Genomic DNA, 17490 nt, shown 5'->3' with positions numbered 1-17490 from the left:
TAGAGCCCTCTATCATTGCTATTTGCTTAATGATGCTCGTTAGTTCTCGTTTGTTTACTACCAACTTTATCAATTATACAGGCGGTGAATTATTAATTTTTGGGGGACAGCCCTGGAGCATTTATTTCTTCCTAAAATATCGTCACCGTTATGGTTTGCTTTTTGTAAGCTTACTTCTTATTTCGCTTGTTTGTTTTGTACTCAAATCTTCCTATACTATTGGCCTAGGGGCAATCGCTACTTGTGCAGGATTTTTTTTTATAGAAGATTGGTATCGTTCACGAAGAATAAAGTCTTCTTTATATACGGTTTTAGTAGTAGGGATTTGTGCCATAGTTTACTTTTTAGTTACTCAAGTATTTTTTCTACGTCTAGGGACCAATCCTACTACAGGAAGCGCAATTAAATTTGTTCCGTTATCTAGTTCATTTGAGATTTTAGGCTATCCTCTTACTCAATGGTTCAATTTATCAGAGCTTTATCTTAAACTTAATACAGTCGCTTATAGCCCTGTAGCCGTTTTATATGGTATTATTTCAACGCTAAGTTTTGGTGTAGTACTGCTGATCACTGTAAAAATGCCAAATAGTATTCTTAAAACTGTATTCTTGGGTTTTTATATTTTTTATTGTGTAATTTTCCTTTTTTTCTACAATACAGGTGCCGAAATATCCATTGAATATCGCCATCTCAAGATAATGGCATATCTCTTTTTACCACTCTTATTGCAGTTTTTAAGCCAAAAACAACGATGGGGACAAATAGCTCTTACCCTTCTTTTTATTATAAACTTTGCCAATGGCGTTTTTATTTATGGCGCAAAAAAATGGGAAATTTACCAAAATAACATTGTAGGTAATTCGGGATATACCCTCAAACACCTCACCCAAGAAGATTTAGATTTTATTCACACTCATGATGATGCAAATGCCCTTGGTCGAATTTGGTTTTTTGTCCCCACCTCTCTCAATGTAGAGGTTAAATATGGACGTAAGCTTCTGAGTGGTTTTAACTTTAAGGCATCACAAGCAGGCGGATTTGTACAACATCAGTATTTGGGAAAAGCGGAAAAAATATACTGTGTATTACATAAATATTATTTAGATTCTCATGCAGGCCCTTCCCTAAAGGAAATGTTCCCTGAGTATAGTTTTAGCTTAAAAAAGGAAAGCCCCGAAATCTTAATTTATGAGGGTATTGCCAACCATTAGAATTTTATTTAGACTATGGATTTATCCACAAATCAGCCTTCTCTTGATCCAACTGATTCTCTGTTAGGCTTTTCGCTCCCTAAAAGATTATTGATTGACAAAATTGCCTTGGTTTTGTTTCTATCAGTTTGTATCGGTGGTTTTTGTCTAAATGTTTACTCCCTTCTAAAGTCACCCAAGTTGCTCTTAGATTGGTACGTATTCTTTACAGCAGTGGCTTTTTACTTAGTTGCACTAATTCTCTACTATGTAGCCCGCCTATACGACAGACTATCGTTAGTAGGTTTGTTCTTTATATTTTCTATATCACTTAGGGTACTGATTATTTTAGGGTCTCCTTTTACCAACCGATTTGTGGACCTTTCGATGGACCAAGATATGGGGCAATTGCTTGCCAACGGTATCAACCCTTATGATTTTAATGACAATGTAGCTTTGCGTGAGCAATTTCGTACCGACGAAAGAGCCTATACGCCATTCACTGCCTCGGAGCAACAAATGTGGAACTACCATGCAGGAAGCCAGCTACCACTTGTCGAACTCATGATGGGCTGGGCCGAATCTCTTTCGGCAGGTCCTTATTCATATCGACTGATTTTTGCATGGTTTGATAGCCTTCTTTGCGTTTATGTGTTATTAACACTACTTTATCTTTGGCAACCTACTTCTAAAAATCTCAAAATAAGTAGGTATGTTTCTTCTCCTATTTTACTGTATGCTTTGGGTATTTCTGTGATGGCGCCTATCTTTTTACGCTCTGGCACCTTGGTGGGTTCTTTTAAAGGTTCTATGACTTTATTTACATTGGCGGCTATTTTCTTTTCCTATTCTAAGGATAGGTTCAAGCAAATCTATTTGTCGGCATTCTTCTTAGGTTTTGCTACTTCATTTATGGCTATAAGTGTATTGGCTGTACCTCTTATTTTATGGAATATTTACCAACCCCAACGCTCCCTAATTGCCAATGTACCAATTCTAATTTCCTATGCCGCTATAGCTTTAGTTAGCTGCCTTTTTTGGTTTTTGCCCTTTTACGACACACTTCTACCCATGATTCAAAACCGCGTACAAGCAGGAGTGACGGTGCCTATACATGGCTCGATGTGGCGTTTTTTGTTTACACTCACACCAGAATATTGGAAAACCATACAAATTATTTTTTCGGCTGCATTTGTATTCATCAATATTATAGGGTTTATACGAAAAAGACTTTCAATAGAAGCTATTACAGCAAGTGCTTTTATATTTTTCCTCCATGTAGTCACTACAGATGGCAGTATGGATCGAATCAATATTTCACTGATGTTATCAATTTTATTGTGGGGGATTTTTCATCGAAGTGTTTATAATACGCTTACTCTGCTCTATATTTTTGGAGGAGCTTTGATAGTCGCTCTTAGTCTAGGGGTAGGTTTGTTAGAAAAATCTTTGAAGACTGAACTAATTGAATATAGCTTCTTCGATAGTATTTTTAATACTACCTTCTTTTTGATATATACCTTTCTTATTACTCGTCTTAGTTTTAGTCAACAGGCAATAAGTTAAACTATGCGTTTTAGAAAAAAATCTTTATTTATTTTATTAGCTCTTTTAGCAATCTTTGAGCTTTTATTACGCTTTGGATTTGGCTTTTGCAATGCTCCTTTGTACATTGAAGACCCTGACTTTGAGTATATTTTTGCTCCCAATCAATACCGTTTTCGTTTTCGGAATGTGGTCAAAACCAATGAGTTTTCTCTTAGAAGCGAACCTATTAATCCTGCCGATACTACTGTAGTACTGCTGGTAGGAGATTCGGTCATCAATGGTGGCAATCCTACTGACCATGATGATTTGGCAAGTACCATTCTTGAAAAAAAATTAACCCAACACTATAAGCAAACCATCAGAGTCCTAAACGTGTCGGCGGGGTCGTGGGGGCCAGACAATGCGTTTGCTTTTTTGAAGAAAAAAGGGCTTTTTGGGGCGGATGTAATGTGCTTAGTGACGAGTAGTCATGATGCTTACGACAACATGAGCCATCACAAGATTGTGGGAGTAAACCCCAATTACCCCGAAAAACAGTACAAAGTAGCTCTCTACGAGTTTTGGCATCGCTATATTTATAATCTTTTTATCTACCATTATGTAGAAGTGCCCCTCAAGGAATGGCTATCGCCAGCCACCCAATCAGCCCCCAATGATGTGATTCATAAGTTTGGCACTACTTTCAACGCAGGCTATCAACAATTAGCGGATACAACCAAGGCACTAGGCATTCCTTTTTTTATGTACTTACACCCTGAGCTGTCCGAAATTGACCAAAACCAATATGATTCCCAAGGAAAAGAGATTCTGGATTTTGCCCGTAAAAATCACATATTTGTGATTGATGAATTAAAAATCAACCAGAAAGACCACTCTTTGACTAGGGATTTGTTTCGGAGTCCAGAGTTTGACAGTATTCATTACAACGCCAAAGGTCAAGCTTATATGGCCAAACACTTGTATCCAGTCTTGAAACAATACCTCGACGCCTACTTCTCAAAACATGCGCGTACTCATCGTCCATAATCAACTTTGGGCTCACTACAAGTCTAAATTATTTAGTGAACTTCATAAAATAGCGCCACAATATGGCATCCAGATTCATGTGGTTCAAATTGCCCTTTCGGAAAGTAGCCGTGCCAATATGGGAGAAGCAGAAGCGTACAGGTATGATTATGACTACGAAGTATTATTCCAAAAATCCCTAGACGAAATTAGTGTGTGGGAGCGTACAAAAGCGCTGTTGACAAAAATCCGAGCCTACCGTCCCGATGCCTTGAACCTTACAGGTTGGTACGACCCTGCCCAATTAGTTTTGTTGGTTTATGCCAAACTAATGGGTATAAAGGTAATTATTTCTAATGAATCCAACGTCAGAGACCATACACGCCAAGGTTTGAAAGAACAAGTCAAAAAAAGGTTATTGAAAATGGCCCATGGATTTTTCTGTTTTGGAAGTTCGTCTGCGCAGTACCTACAATTGTTGGGCGTAAAACCTTCCCAGATTTTTACCCAAAAAGCCGCCATAGTTGATAACGATACGATTCTTAAACAATACGAAACTACTATACCCACGCGCGAAGAACGCAAAAAAGAAAAAAACTGGGCACGTTATAATTTTATTTTTGTAGGCCGGCTCATTCCTCCCAAAAACCTCCCTTTTCTCTTAGAAGCTTTTGCCAAAATCAGCGCCGAGGCTCCCGATTGGGGATTAGTACTTTTGGGCGAAGGACAGCAAAAAGCTGATTTACAGCAAATGTCTCAGTCTATCAAAAACATTCGTTTCGAAAAAGGAGTCGCATGGTATAAAGTAGCACAATACCTCGCTTTGGCCGACGTACTGGTGTTGCCAAGCCAATCCGAACCTTGGGGGCTAGTGGTCAATGAGGCTATGATATGTGGTTTGCCCGTGTTGGTGTCGGAGCCTTCGGGTTGTGTGGATGATTTAGTAAAAAACGGAGTCAATGGATATACTTTTAATCCTTATCAGAAGGAGGATTTAATAGAAAAAATGCGCTCTTTTGTTAACAATCCCCAACGCTTACCCCAAATGGGAGAAGCTTCTCGACAGTTAGTGGCCCCTTTTGAACCCAAAAAAGTAGCCCACGAAATGCTGACTGGCATAGCTCATTTACGTTGATTCCAATAAATAAGCACGTTGAGCGTAGCTCTTCCTGCGGCTACAATGTCCAAATCCCCATCACCGTCCAAATCTACCGCTTGCAGGTCCTCGCAAGCCATCCTGACGCTTTCGTCTAATACAAATTCGTCCCAACTTTCCCCGGCTTTATCCTTTGGTACAAACAATCTTACGCCTACTTTTTTTTCGGCATTAGGATTTCGCCAGCCCACGGCTATTTGAGAATACCCCAAGCCCAAAAAATCACCACAGGCCAATGCATGACCTTGACTTAGTTGGTCGGTTAGTATCTTTTTTGTATTTGTTTGGGAATTAAAGACAACGAGTTGATTCCCGTGCCACGGAGCAATACCCGCTACAAAGGTGCCTTTATTGGGCAAATCGCCTCTTCTCACCTCCCCTACTCCTACACCTTCGCCAATCCACTTGCCAGTAGGCTTCCATTCATTTTTTTGATAGGCTATCACTTTTCCTCCTTCTTTGCTACCAATCAGGATTTTAGTAGCGTCTTTATCTTCCCAAATCTCAAAGTTGTGAGTGATATGGAGCGTCGAATCTACCAAATGATACGGCCAAGTTTGTTTTGGGTTTTTGGGCACATCATATGCCAATACTTTCACGCCATTGCCTTCTCCATTAACGTTTCCGAGCCCATGCAAAGGCACCACAATAAGCTGAAATTTATCTTTATTGACTTTGGCCCACCTCATACGATGAGTGGTGATTTCGTGATGTAATCGTACCGGCTCCCAAAGCTGCGTAGGGTCAGCAGGGCGAATCAAATAAAACACCGCTCCCGACTGCGTGATGTCTTTGGTTTCGGCAGGGTTCCACATAGCTCCTACTGCTACCTCTACTTTGCCGTCACCATCAATATCCCTCGCGGCAATACAGACATTATCTTTGGAAGTAAGATTGGAAGCCATTACATACCGTTTCCATGAGTTGGTATCTTTGGTACCGTCATTGCGATACCACACGATTTCTTTTTGATCTGCCAACAATATATCTATTCGCTTATCACCATCCACATCGCCCAAGGCCAATCCATACCCAATATCAATTTGATTGTCAACGATTTGTATTTTAAAATCAGGAGCCACTCCTTGAGCAAACGCTGTATATGACAGCACTATAGTAAGTCCAATAAATAGCTTTTTCATATATGTAAAAAGATTGATAGGGTGACAGTTGTGTACCTTCTTCGTCTAATGCTTTAAAAAGCAATTAAAAAGCACAATCTTTTCTTTATATTCTGAAAATTTGCAATACTTTTGAAATATCTCATTCACCAATAACCAAATTGATTACTCACATGAAAAAGTTGTTTGCCCTATTAGTAGTGTTTTGCTGCTTGGGCGTAGCGGTAGATACTATCGCACAAGATGACAAAAAACCTGCAAAGGAAAAGAAAGCCAAAGCCCCGAAAGAAGAAAAAGCTGAAAAAAAAGAAAAAGCGCCTAAGCAAGAAAAAGTAGCGAAAGCCCCGAAAGAGGAAAAAACGCCAAAGGAGGAGAAAACAGCTAAAACTGAAAAGAAAGAAAAAAAACCAAAGGAAGAAAAAGTAGCTAAAGCGCCAAAAGAGGAAAAAGCCCCGAAAGAGGAAAAAACAGCTAAAGCTGAAAAAAAGGAAAAAACCCCTAAGGAAGAAAAAGTAGCCAAAGCCCCGAAAGAGGAAAAAACAGCTAAAGCTGAAAAACCCAAGAAAGAAGAAACAACCAAACCCAAGCTTGTAGCCAAAAATGACGACGGCAAAGAAGCTGATATGGGCACTCGTAAAAAAGTAGCTGGTGCCGACAAAACCATCGGAAAAGATGACAAAGGTCGCACGATTTATCAAGGACCTAAGGGAGGTCAGTATTACATCAACTCCAACGGTAACAAAACATACCTGAAAGCTGACAATAAGCTATAAAACAAAACCCCCGCTGGGATTCAGCGGGGGTTTTGTTTTATTTTAAACCTCTACTTTCAGGTCTGTTACATTCTCAAAGATTACTTCTTCATTTTCTCCGAGCTCCATCATGATTACTGAATCTTTGGTAATCTTTCCACTCAAAATCTGCTTAGAAAGCTCATTCAAGATACGTTTTTGGAGTACTCTTTTCAAAGGTCTTGCACCAAAAGCAGGGTCATATCCCTCTTCTGCGAGCTTAACGAGGGCTTCGTCGGAGGCATCGAGTGTTACGCCCTGTTCGGACAATAAGGCTTTGATATGATTGAACTGAATTCTAACGATTTGTTTGAGATTATCACGACCTAGCGGGTCAAAAAGAACGATTTCGTCAATACGATTTAGAAACTCTGGCCGAACCGTTTGTTTCAAAAGCCCCAACACATCGTTTTTGGCCTCTTCTTTAAAGTAAAGTTTCCAGCCTTTCTCAAGCTTATTACCTGCTTCTTTAAACTTCTCCATGATGATCTCGCTACCAATATTGGAGGTCATGATGATGATAGTATTTTTGAAGTTGGCCAAACGGCCTTTGTTATCTGTCAAACGGCCATCATCTAATACCTGCAACATAATGTTCCAAACATCAGGGTGCGCTTTTTCTATTTCGTCTAACAAAATAACGCTGTAGGGTTTCCGACGCACGGCCTCCGTCAATTGCCCTCCTTCATCATAACCTACATAGCCCGGAGGCGCCCCTACCAATCGGCTCACGGTATGGCGCTCTTGGTATTCGCTCATGTCGATACGCACCATGGCATTGTCGTCATTGAAGAGGTAATTGGCTAAGGTTTTGGCCAATTCTGTTTTACCAACACCGGTTGGCCCCAAAAACAAGAAACTTCCAATGGGGCGTTTGGGGTCTTGTAAACCTGCTCGCGAACGACGCACAGCATCGGCCACGGCCTGAATCGCCTCCTCTTGCCCTGCCACTCTTTTTTGAAGCTCAGCTTCGAGTCCTAGCAACTTTTCTCTTTCACTTTGGAGCATTTTACTTACCGGAATTCCGGTCCATTTAGCTACTACTTCTGCTATATGCTCCGCAGTGATTTCCTCTTGGATAAGCGTATGGTTTTCGTTACGTTTTTGAGAGCTATTTTCTCCCAACTTTTTCTCAATTTCTGGAATTTTACCATAGCGCAATTCGGCTACTTTACCATAATCACCACTACGCTCGGCTTGATCGGCTTCAAGACGCAACTGCTCCAATTGCTCCTTTAATGTTCGAATTTCGGTAATTTTCCCTTTCTCAAGCTCCCATTGAGCTTTCAAAGCGGTACGGTCTTCGTTCAAATCAGCGATTTCTTTGTTCAAACGCGCTTCTTTGTCTTTATCGTTTTCGCGTCTGATAGCAGCTCTTTCAATCTCTAGCTGCATAATACGGCGGTTGAGGTCGTCGAGTTCTTCGGGGACGGAGTCCATTTCTAGGCGTAATTTTGCCGCGGCCTCGTCCATAAGGTCGATGGCTTTATCGGGCAAAAATCGGTCTGAAATATAACGACTCGACAACTCCACAGCGGCAATAACAGCATCGTCTTTGATACGGACCCCGTGGTGAAGTTCATATTTATCTTTGATACCTCTCAAGATACTGATAGCATCTGATTCGGAAGGTTCATCTACCGTTACTACCTGAAAACGCCGCTCAAGTGCTTTGTCTTTTTCGATATACTTTTGATATTCCTTGGTAGTAGTAGCGCCTATGGTATGAAGTTCGCCCCGCGCAAGGGTTGGTTTGAGTAAGTTGGCGGCATCCATAGCGCCCTCACCACCAGCCCCTGCCCCGATGAGCGTGTGGATTTCGTCAATAAACAAAATAACTTGGCCATCCGAATCGGTTACTTCTTTGATAACAGCCTTCAAACGTTCTTCAAACTCACCTTTGTATTTGGCACCTGCAATGAGTAGCCCCATATCAAGCGACACTATTTCCTTATCTTTCAACTGCTCAGGTACGTCGCCTTGGACTATACGCTGAGCGAGTCCTTCTACAATAGCGGTTTTACCAACTCCCGGCTCACCTAGCAGCATGGGGTTGTTTTTGGTACGACGCGCCAAAATCTGTAGTACGCGGCGGATTTCGTCATCTCGCCCAATGACGGGGTCAATCTTGCCCGCCCGAGCCAATTCATTCAAATTTTTGCTGTACCGCTCTAATGAACGGTACTTAGCTTCGGCATTCTGGTCTTTCACTGGATTATTTTTTCCTCTTAATTCTTTAATCGCGGCCAATAAGTCTTTTTCTTTCAACCCTACTTCTTGCATCAGTTTAGCAGTGGCGTCTTTGCCAGCGGCAATCCCCAAGTAAAGTAGTTCGACACTCACAAATTCATCCCCAAATTCTTTAAGATAGCTTTGTGCCTTCTGAAAAGCGGCATTGAGGTCATTGCTTAGGTATTCGGTATTGGCACTGCCTGCCACTCTTGGGTAGGCCCCTACAATACTTTCTAGTTTTGTATTGAGAGTAGTCAAAGGAACATTCAACTTCTTAGCCAAAAACTGCGATGTATTGGGGTCTTCTTCCAGCATGGCTTTTAAGATATGTCCCGTCTCCACCACTTGTTGTTGGTTGCTTTGCGCCATTTGTACTGCTCTCTGTACAACCTCCTGCGCTTTGATGGTATATTGATTAAAATTCATGGCTAATCTTTATGTTTGTTTTCAATAGAATGTTTAGCGGTTTATTAACTCTTATTTATCAATAGTTGTGCCGCTCCATAAAAGCGGAAATTTTGACACGTTTTTATAGTTTTATTTAAAAACAATAGACAAAATGGCGCTGTTTTTGCTATTTTTGGCGCTATGTCAACCCCTATTTTTATTCAAAATCAAAAAGAGTTTGAAAGCCTCTCTCATCATCTGAGTGGCCTAACTACCATAGCACTTGATACTGAATTTGATAACAATCATTTTGCCTATGGTTTTACCCTTTGTCTTATTCAGATTGCTACCCCTTCGGGAGAGTGTTTTTTGATTGACCCTTTTACCGTCTCAGATTTAAACTCACTTTGGAGGCTATTAGAAAACCCTAACATTGAGAAAGTACTCCATGATAGCGGAGAAGATATGCGGCTCTTCTATTTACATGGCTGCCGCCCCAAAAATATTTTTGACACCAGCGTAGCTTGTAAACTGCTTAACTTCGAGAAAATCGGCTTAGGAAGTGTATTGAATGAGGTATTTGGGATTGAATCCAATAAGAAAAAACAACAGAGTAATTGGCTAAAACGCCCTTTGATTGACCTTCAGCTTGAATACGCAGCCAACGATGTCATTCATTTGTTATCGCTTAGAGATACCCTTGCCCAACAGCTCCAAAACCAGCAACGCTGGCAATGGTTTGGAGAAAGTATGAAGTTTTTAGAAACAAAAACCTATGCCTCTAAACCCAAAACTACCTTTTTAAGCCATAAGGAACTAAAAGAACTAAGTCCTTTCCATCAGCATATTTTAAATGAGCTGTATCGTTTTAGAGATGAGCAGGCCCAAATTATCAAAAAGCCAGTATATCAAGTTATTTCTGAAAAAATCCTTTATGATATACTATATCAGCCTGATACATTGCTAGAGTGGATGAACTTAAAAGGAATTCATTACCGAATCCAAAACCCTTCTATCGCTCATAAAATAACTGAAGTATATCAGCAGGCATTTAAGGCAGCCCAACAAGCGAATATGCCTGCCACAAAATTGAGCCTAACGGGGCCGCAAGTCATGGTGATTCAACAGCGAACTAGTCGCCACAATTCACTGAAAGAAAGTATTTTTTTGCCTATCAAACGCTGGATTGAACAACAACACGGGAGCTTATTAACACCTTATATTTTAAGTAATGAAATGATAAACATGCTCATCAGTGGAGAATCAAAATTATCTGAGATCGGGCCACTTTATCAACAATCCATTATCAAACAAGCAGCTGATGCATTGGCGATTGACCTTTCTGACTTCGAATAAACCATTTGGGTGTAAAATTACGATTCAATGAATCGATTTCCTCGTCATCTTATCTTTTACTCAATAGGAGGGCTAATGGCAGTTGTCATTAGCTATTTTGTATTGTTTCCGCATGTATGGCGATGTCAATGGATTGAATTTTCAGATTTCAAAAAGATTACTTCCACCTTTTATATCAGTCCTGATACTCCACCCAAAAACCTTCAAAAAGCCCAATCCGCAATGGCCGATGCCCATAAACGTATCAGTCGTTTGTGGGGCACTCCACAACAGCGAGCTACCTTTATCCTTTGTGAAAATACCGAACAATACCGCCACTATTGCAATAGCACCGAAGGGGCAGGCTGTAGCCTTGGAACTCCCTGGGGTCAATCTTTCATCGTGTTGAATGTCGAAGGGCTCAACACGGATGTCATTGCGCATGAAATGTGCCATGCCGAGCTTTTTACGCGGTTGGGCTGGTGGAAAACCACCCGTCAAATACCTCAATGGTTTAATGAAGGCCTAGCACTGATGGTCGACTACCGCTTTGTACCTCAAACCGATAGTATCCAACGACACCGCAGTTACAAAGAAGAATGTCTCTATCTATCACGTGGAGGGCAAATAGCGCTGGATTTAAAAGATATTTCATCGATGCGGGGCTTTTTCAATGGCAATGAAAGCCATGTAATGCTCGCTTATATGACGGGGGCGACCGAAGTGTCAAGATGGCTCGCCGCCGTAGGAGAAGCCAAAGTACAAATACTCATCCAACAAGTAGCAGCTGGAAAACCATTTGAAGTAGTATATAAGGATTTGGAACAGACTTCCAGAATCCGTCCCTAATTTGCCTCTTTTGCCTTTTTCCCAAATTATGCATGTTTGAGCTTTTGTTTAAGAGAAGTTTTCTCTGTAATATTGGTATAAATACTCTACAACATTCCATTCACTCAACTGTTATTTTTTATGAAAGAATTTTTTCAACACATCTTTGACAACAACGAACAATGGGTCGCTCAAAAACTACACAACGACCCTGAGTATTTTCAGAAACTCTCCAAAGGCCAACATCCCGAATACCTTTACATTGGTTGCGCTGATAGCCGCGTTACGGCCGAAGATCTCATGGGACTTCAGCCTGGAGAAGTATTTATTCACCGCAATATCGCCAACCTCGTAGTAGCTACCGACAACAACGTCAACGCGGTGGTGCAGTATGCAGTAGAGCATCTCAAAGTAAAACACATCATCGTATGTGGGCATTATGAGTGTGGAGGTGTAAAAGCCGCCCTCAATCCTAGCGATATGGGGCAGCTCAATAGCTGGCTACAAACCCTCAGAGATGTGTATCGTTTTCATCAAAAAGAGTTGGATTCTATCACCGACCAACAAAAACGATTTGATAGACTGGTAGAACTAAACGTAAAAGAGCAGTGTATCAACATCGTTAAGATAGATCACGTACAAAGGGCTTGGTACAAAACAGGCTATCCTTACATCCACGGTTGGGTTTTTGATGTACGAACAGGAGAGCTACGCGATTTAGAAATCAACATTATTGAAGAATTTGCAAGTATCCGTTCGATTTATGATTTGAAACCGCTAGATACTACCTCTTAAAATCTAAAAAATAGGGCACATCAAGCTTAAAGTCTTGATTTGCCCTATTCAACCTATATTTAGGAGTACAACAAACCAACTACTAAGCCATCCACTTCTATAAAAAAAGGGCTTTAAGAAAATAGGAGAATTTGAAAGAAATGGCTTCAACGATGACATGATTTTGGTGCTTTAGGTGCATAATATATAATATTTTTTCTTGTTTTTAAGTACATTTACAAAAGCACCAACTTTTCATAATAAGTGGTTTTGCCACTCTTACTTGTGTCATCAAAATGAAGAAGCGTGTTTTAATCAATTGGAGCTTACTAGCCACCTCTATTGCCTTTTTGGGCGCTTGTGGCAATAGCTTAGATTTACCACAAGATGTGGTACAAGCAAGCGCAACCTTGCCCGAAAAATTAGACTACAACCTCCACGTCAAACCTATTTTATCCGACCGCTGTTTTGCTTGCCACGGCCCCGATAAAAACAAACAAAAGGCCGATTTGAGGCTAGACGTTGCCGACGCCGCTTATGACAAAGAATGTGAAAGCGGGATGAATGCCATCGTAGCAGGCAATCCAGCCAAAAGTGATGTAGTACATCGAATTTTGTCGGAAGACCCTGACTACATGATGCCCGAACCCTCCACCCACCTTACGCTCTCAGCCCAAGAAAAGGCGACCATTATCAAGTGGATTGAGCAAGGAGCTGAATATAAGCCGCATTGGTCGTTTGTAAAGCCTACTAACCCCGTGCCTCCTAAGGTTAAAAACGACAGTTGGGTCAAAAATGACATTGATCGATTTGTGCTTGCCAAACTAGAATCGCAGCAACCTTCTCCTCTTCAGCCCCAATCTGAAGCTTCCAAGACTACTTTGCTTAGAAGGGTGTATCTTGACTTGATTGGCCTTCCTCCCACTCCCGAACAAGTCGAAGCATTTTTGAAAGATAATAGCCCTAATGCCTACGAAAAAGTAGTAAACCAACTCCTACGTAACCCTCATTTTGGCGAGCACCAAGCGGCAGATTGGCTTGACGTAGCCCGCTATGCCGATACCCACGGCTACCAAGACGACGGCCTTCGTACGATGTGGCCTTATCGAGATTGGGTGATTAAGTCATTCAATCGAAATCTAGCTTTTGACCGTTTTGTGACTTGGCAACTTGCGGGCGATATGCTCCCCAATCCCCAAAAAGAACACCTCATTGCTACGGCTTTTAATCGCAATCATCAGCAAAGCCAAGAAGGGGGTATTGTACCACAAGAGTATTTTGTAGAATACGTAGCCGACCGTACCAATACTTTTGGGAAAGCTTTTTTAGGACTTACAGTCGAATGTGCTCGCTGTCATGACCATAAATATGACCCTATAAGTCAAAAAGACTATTATTCGTTGTTCGCTTTTTTCAATAACAACAACGAATATGGTCAAATCCCCTATAATGGTGAGCCTAGCCCTTCTATCACTTTACCCAAACCCGAAGCCCAACGGCAACTAAAATTTATCAAAGAAAAGCTTTCTCAGATTGAAAACAATAAACTGAAAGACGCGGCGACTGTACGCCAACGCTTTGAACAATGGCTTGCCAAAGCTGATAAAGCACCGCGTATTTCACCTCATTCTGAGTTGATTATTGATGTTCCGTTTGACTCTATGAACATCAGAATGGCGGGCGAAAAGAAAGATAAAAGGCGCCCTATCTTCAAAAATTTTGCCAACGATACTTTACACTTTGAAACCAACGGCGACTTAGACTTTCTACCAGTACGTATCAACAGCCCCAAAGGTAAAGGCATACGATTGATTGGCGAAAGTTATCTACAAATGCGGGGTATCAATGGTTGGGGCAAATACAAAGAGGTCCCTTCTGTTTCTGGATTTTTTGAACGCAATCAACCTTTTTCGGTGAGTCTGTGGGTAGGAGTCATTGATCCCAAATTCAAAGGACCTTTATTTAATCGCAATTTAGGCCCCTTCAACGGTTTTAGGGGCTATGAATGCGAAAGACTCGAAGACGGGCGACTTGCTTTTAGAATAAGCAATGTTTGGCCCGACAATGCCATTGATTTTGAAACGGATTATGTACTCAAAGCCAATCGGTGGGCACATATCACCATGACTTACGACGGCTCTAGTCAAGCAAATGGCCTCAAAGTGTATATCAATGGTCAAAGGGCATCGGGCAAAGTGATGTCAGATGGTCTTAGAGAGAGTATCCTTTGGGGTAAAAATCACACCAATTGGGGGGCAGGTGCTCCCAACTTCTCCATTGGTCAGCGCCACGATTATAACTTTAAAGGCTACGCCGTAGACGAATTAAAAGTATTTCGTAGACAGCTTACCCCCCTCGAAGTACATAGTGTGATTGGAGAAAAAGATTTTGTTAAAATTGCTCTCAATACGCCGCCCGACAAACGTACCTCTTTCCAAATAGAAAGTTTGTTTGATTATTATATCACCCATATCGACCCACCGACTCAAAAACTACTCGCCGAACGCAAGCAACTATTGGGCGAAGAAACTGATATTTTGAACAAAGAAATCGATTTGATGGTGATGCGGGAACGCAAATATCCTCGCAAAGCCCATATCCTTAAACGGGGTGCTTACGATGCCCCCGACGAAGAAGTATCAGCTGATACTCCTGAGCAGTTTTTCAAGATTCCGAAAGAATTCCCCAAAAATCGTTTGGGGCTTGCTCAATGGCTCATTCACGAAGACAATCCACTTTTTGCCAGAGTGATGGTAAATCGAATGTGGCAAAGGTATTTTGGGAAAGGGCTAGTAGTGTCGGCAGAAGACTTTGGAAATCAAGGAGATTTGCCCACGCACCTCGAACTCCTCGATCATTTAGCCGTAAAGTTTAGAGAATCGGGCTGGAATTATAAACTTCTACAACAATACATCGTTTTGTCGGCCACCTACCGTCAGTCGTCCTCGGCCAATTCGCGTTTATTAGAAGTTGATCCCAACAACCTACTCTATGCCCGTGGGCCAAGCTATCGGATTTCGGCCGAACAAGTACGCGATGCCGCATTAGCTTCAAGTGGCCTTTTGAGCAATCACATCGGCGGACCAAGTGTTCACCCTTATCAGCCTGATGGTATTTGGGAAGCCCTCGCCACCCGCAATGCGGTTCAATACGTACAAAATCACGGAGATTCGCTCTATCGTCGAAGTATGTACACGATCTGGAAGCGTAGTTCTCCGCCACCAATGATGCTGAACTTTGATGCATCCGAACGACACTTTTGCAGCGTAAGGCGCCAAAAAACCAGCACACCCCTGCAAGCTTTGGTAACCCTCAATGACCCACAATTTGTGGAAGCGGCTCGGGTTTTGGCCCAAAAGTCCATTTCCAAACAAAAAACAACGGGAAACGCTGCGTTCTCGGTGCCTGTTGCCATTAATTATATTTTTACGGCTCTTACGTCGCGCCCTCCCAAAGCCGCCGAAACACAGCTAATGACTCAACTGTATCAAGAAGAAATGAAAGATTTTATAAAAAATCCTACCCGTTCTGACGAACTTTTGAAAGTAGGCGAATATCCCCTAGATGCCACAGCCAACAAAGCCGAATTGGCGGCTCTTACGATTGTGGCAAGTACCATAATGAATTTTGACGAGTTTGTGATAAAGAGATGAAAAACGCATTTGAAGAAATCGAACAACATACCCACGACCAGCTCAGTCGTCGGAGCTTTTTGTCGCGTACTAGTCTAGGATTAGGAGCGGCGGCCTTGTCGTCTTTGCTAGACAACACGACCGCGCAAGCAGCTACTACGAGCGAAGGGGCTTTGGGCAAACCTCACTTTGCGCCTAAAGTAAAGCGGGTGATTTATTTGCTACAAAGTGGTGCACCCTCCCAACTTGAGCTTTTTGACTATAAGCCCAAATTAGAGCAAATGTGGGGACAAAATCTGCCCGAGTCGGTTCGAAAAGGACAGCGTTTGACTGGAATGACCGCCGGCCAGAGTAGTTTTCCTTTGGCAGCCTCAGTTTACAAATTTGCCCAATACGGTCAAAGTCGGATGTGGATAAGTGAGCTATTGCCTCATATCTCCAAAATCACCGATGAAGCGACCTTCATTAGGTCGATGCATACCGAAGCCATCAACCATGACCCTGCCGTTACCTTTTTCCAAACAGGCAGTCAGCAAGGCGGACGTCCGTCGTTTGGCTCTTGGGTAAGCTATGGGCTAGGTTCCGACAATCAAAATCTGCCTTCTTTTGTGGTACTGCTGTCTAAAGGTCGCGGAGGAGACCAACCGCTGTATGCCAAGCTTTGGTCAAATGGATTTTTGCCTTCGGTACACCAAGGCGTAGTTTTTCGCTCTGGTCCCGACCCTGTCTTCTATCTCAACAACCCACCGGGTATCGACCGCACAAGCCGACGCCGTATGCTCGACTACCTCGCCAAAATGCACCAAGATCAGTACAAACAGGTGCTTGACCCCGAAATCAACAGTCGGATGGCACAGTATGAAATGGCCTATCGGATGCAAACCGCCGTACCCGAAACCTTAGATATTTCAAAAGAACCCGATTATATTTTTGATATGTATGGGCCAGAAGCGCGTAAGGCAGGTACTTTTGCGGCCAATTGCCTTTTGGCCAGAAAACTAGCCGAGAAGGGAGTTAAATTTATCCAGCTCTATCATCAGGGCTGGGACCAGCACGGCAACCTTCCTAATGACATCAAAATCATGACCAAATCCGTGGACCAAGCATCGGCAGCATTGGTATTGGATTTGAAACAAAGAGGATTACTAGACGATACGCTCATTATTTGGGGTGGCGAATTTGGCCGAGGTTCTTATTCACAAGGAAAGCTCACCAAAGAAAGCTACGGGCGCGACCATCATCCTCGTGCATTTACGATATGGATGGCAGGAGCAGGCGTAAAAAAAGGATATATTCATGGCGAAACCGACGATTTTAGTTACAATATCGTTCGTGACCCTGTACATGTACATGATTTTCAGGCTACTGTGATGCACTTATTGGGTATTGATCATGAGCAACTTACCTTCAAATTTCAAGGAAGAAGATACCGACTTACGGATGTTCATGGAAAAGTGGTAAAGCCTATCCTGACATAACTAATTCATTAGT

At 42.1% G+C, this 17490-nt stretch carries 12 protein-coding genes; 10 read left to right on the top strand and 2 right to left on the bottom strand.

Annotated features, from left to right (window positions below):
- Nucleotides 1-50 precede the first annotated feature (50 nt).
- From G563_RS0100725 to G563_RS0100710, 4 genes are all read left to right on the top strand, one after another.
- Nucleotides 51-1211, top strand: a complete 1161-nt coding sequence (locus tag G563_RS0100725) for a hypothetical protein (protein ID WP_157584993.1) — start codon at nucleotides 51-53, stop codon at nucleotides 1209-1211.
- A 354-nt stretch (nucleotides 1212-1565) separates the two neighbouring features.
- The gene (locus tag G563_RS0100720; RefSeq protein ID WP_157584991.1) at nucleotides 1566-2756 is read left to right on the top strand and encodes a hypothetical protein; all 1191 of its coding nucleotides are present in this window, start codon (nucleotides 1566-1568) and stop codon (nucleotides 2754-2756) included.
- 3 nt (nucleotides 2757-2759) lie between these two features.
- Entirely contained in the window at nucleotides 2760-3764 is a 1005-nt protein-coding gene (locus G563_RS33380) for an SGNH/GDSL hydrolase family protein (protein ID WP_051210671.1), read from the top strand.
- The gene (locus tag G563_RS0100710) at nucleotides 3742-4878 is read left to right on the top strand and encodes a glycosyltransferase family 4 protein (protein ID WP_028663595.1); all 1137 of its coding nucleotides are present in this window, start codon (nucleotides 3742-3744) and stop codon (nucleotides 4876-4878) included. Before G563_RS33380 ends, G563_RS0100710 begins: the two co-directional genes overlap by 23 nt.
- Here G563_RS0100710 and G563_RS0100705 read toward each other — a convergent pair.
- Nucleotides 4866-6041, bottom strand: coding sequence for an FG-GAP repeat domain-containing protein (locus G563_RS0100705; protein WP_028663594.1), 1176 nt, complete (start codon nucleotides 6039-6041; stop codon nucleotides 4866-4868). The genes G563_RS0100710 and G563_RS0100705 overlap by 13 nt on opposite strands.
- Nucleotides 6042-6193: 152 nt before the next feature.
- Between G563_RS0100705 and G563_RS0100700 the strand changes: the two genes are divergently transcribed.
- A complete protein-coding gene (locus G563_RS0100700; RefSeq protein ID WP_028663593.1) occupies nucleotides 6194-6793 on the top strand; it encodes a hypothetical protein in 600 nt (199 codons plus the stop codon).
- Nucleotides 6794-6835: 42 nt separating this feature from the next.
- Here the strand turns inward: G563_RS0100700 and clpB are convergent, their stop codons facing one another.
- Nucleotides 6836-9469: an ATP-dependent chaperone ClpB gene (clpB, locus tag G563_RS0100695; protein ID WP_028663592.1), complete on the bottom strand. Its 2634-nt coding sequence runs from the start codon at nucleotides 9467-9469 to the stop codon at nucleotides 6836-6838.
- Nucleotides 9470-9631: 162 nt separating this feature from the next.
- On the opposite strand from clpB, the gene G563_RS36620 reads away from it, so the two are divergent.
- From G563_RS36620 to G563_RS0100670, 5 genes are all read left to right on the top strand, one after another.
- A complete protein-coding gene (locus G563_RS36620; protein WP_051210670.1) occupies nucleotides 9632-10786 on the top strand; it encodes a ribonuclease D in 1155 nt (384 codons plus the stop codon).
- A gap of 27 nt (nucleotides 10787-10813) precedes the next feature.
- On the top strand, nucleotides 10814-11614 hold the full coding sequence (locus tag G563_RS0100685) for a hypothetical protein (protein ID WP_028663591.1): 801 nt from the start codon (nucleotides 10814-10816) through the stop codon (nucleotides 11612-11614).
- A 120-nt stretch (nucleotides 11615-11734) separates the two neighbouring features.
- A complete protein-coding gene (locus G563_RS0100680; RefSeq protein WP_028663590.1) occupies nucleotides 11735-12388 on the top strand; it encodes a carbonic anhydrase in 654 nt (217 codons plus the stop codon).
- A 275-nt stretch (nucleotides 12389-12663) separates the two neighbouring features.
- Nucleotides 12664-16020 carry a DUF1553 domain-containing protein gene (locus tag G563_RS0100675; protein WP_028663589.1) on the top strand — a complete coding sequence of 1119 codons (3357 nt, stop codon included), beginning with the start codon at nucleotides 12664-12666 and terminating at the stop codon, nucleotides 16018-16020.
- Nucleotides 16017-17477: a DUF1501 domain-containing protein gene (locus G563_RS0100670; RefSeq protein WP_028663588.1), complete on the top strand. Its 1461-nt coding sequence runs from the start codon at nucleotides 16017-16019 to the stop codon at nucleotides 17475-17477. The genes G563_RS0100675 and G563_RS0100670 overlap by 4 nt, the downstream gene beginning before the upstream one ends.
- The last annotated feature ends 13 nt before the right edge of the window (nucleotides 17478-17490 follow it).

Origin of the sequence: Runella zeae DSM 19591 (assembly GCF_000423565.1) — a bacterium.
GTDB lineage: Bacteria > Bacteroidota > Bacteroidia > Cytophagales > Spirosomataceae > Runella > Runella zeae.
The sequence above is the reverse complement of the archived record's forward strand: the minus strand, read 5'-3'. Positions and strand labels throughout refer to the sequence as shown.

Excerpts from the sequence above, each read along its gene's own strand:
- G563_RS33380 (WP_051210671.1), top strand. The coding sequence starts at position 2,760 with ATGCGTTTTAGAAAAAAATCTTTATTTATTTTATTAGCTCTTTTAGCA.
- G563_RS0100710 (WP_028663595.1), top strand. The coding sequence starts at position 3,742 with ATGCGCGTACTCATCGTCCATAATCAACTTTGGGCTCACTACAAGTCT.
- G563_RS0100705 (WP_028663594.1), bottom strand. The coding sequence starts at position 6,041 with ATGAAAAAGCTATTTATTGGACTTACTATAGTGCTGTCATATACAGCG.
- G563_RS0100700 (WP_028663593.1), top strand. The coding sequence starts at position 6,194 with ATGAAAAAGTTGTTTGCCCTATTAGTAGTGTTTTGCTGCTTGGGCGTA.
- clpB (WP_028663592.1), bottom strand. The coding sequence starts at position 9,469 with ATGAATTTTAATCAATATACCATCAAAGCGCAGGAGGTTGTACAGAGA.
- G563_RS36620 (WP_051210670.1), top strand. The coding sequence starts at position 9,632 with ATGTCAACCCCTATTTTTATTCAAAATCAAAAAGAGTTTGAAAGCCTC.
- G563_RS0100685 (WP_028663591.1), top strand. The coding sequence starts at position 10,814 with ATGAATCGATTTCCTCGTCATCTTATCTTTTACTCAATAGGAGGGCTA.
- G563_RS0100680 (WP_028663590.1), top strand. The coding sequence starts at position 11,735 with ATGAAAGAATTTTTTCAACACATCTTTGACAACAACGAACAATGGGTC.
- G563_RS0100675 (WP_028663589.1), top strand. The coding sequence starts at position 12,664 with ATGAAGAAGCGTGTTTTAATCAATTGGAGCTTACTAGCCACCTCTATT.
- G563_RS0100670 (WP_028663588.1), top strand. The coding sequence starts at position 16,017 with ATGAAAAACGCATTTGAAGAAATCGAACAACATACCCACGACCAGCTC.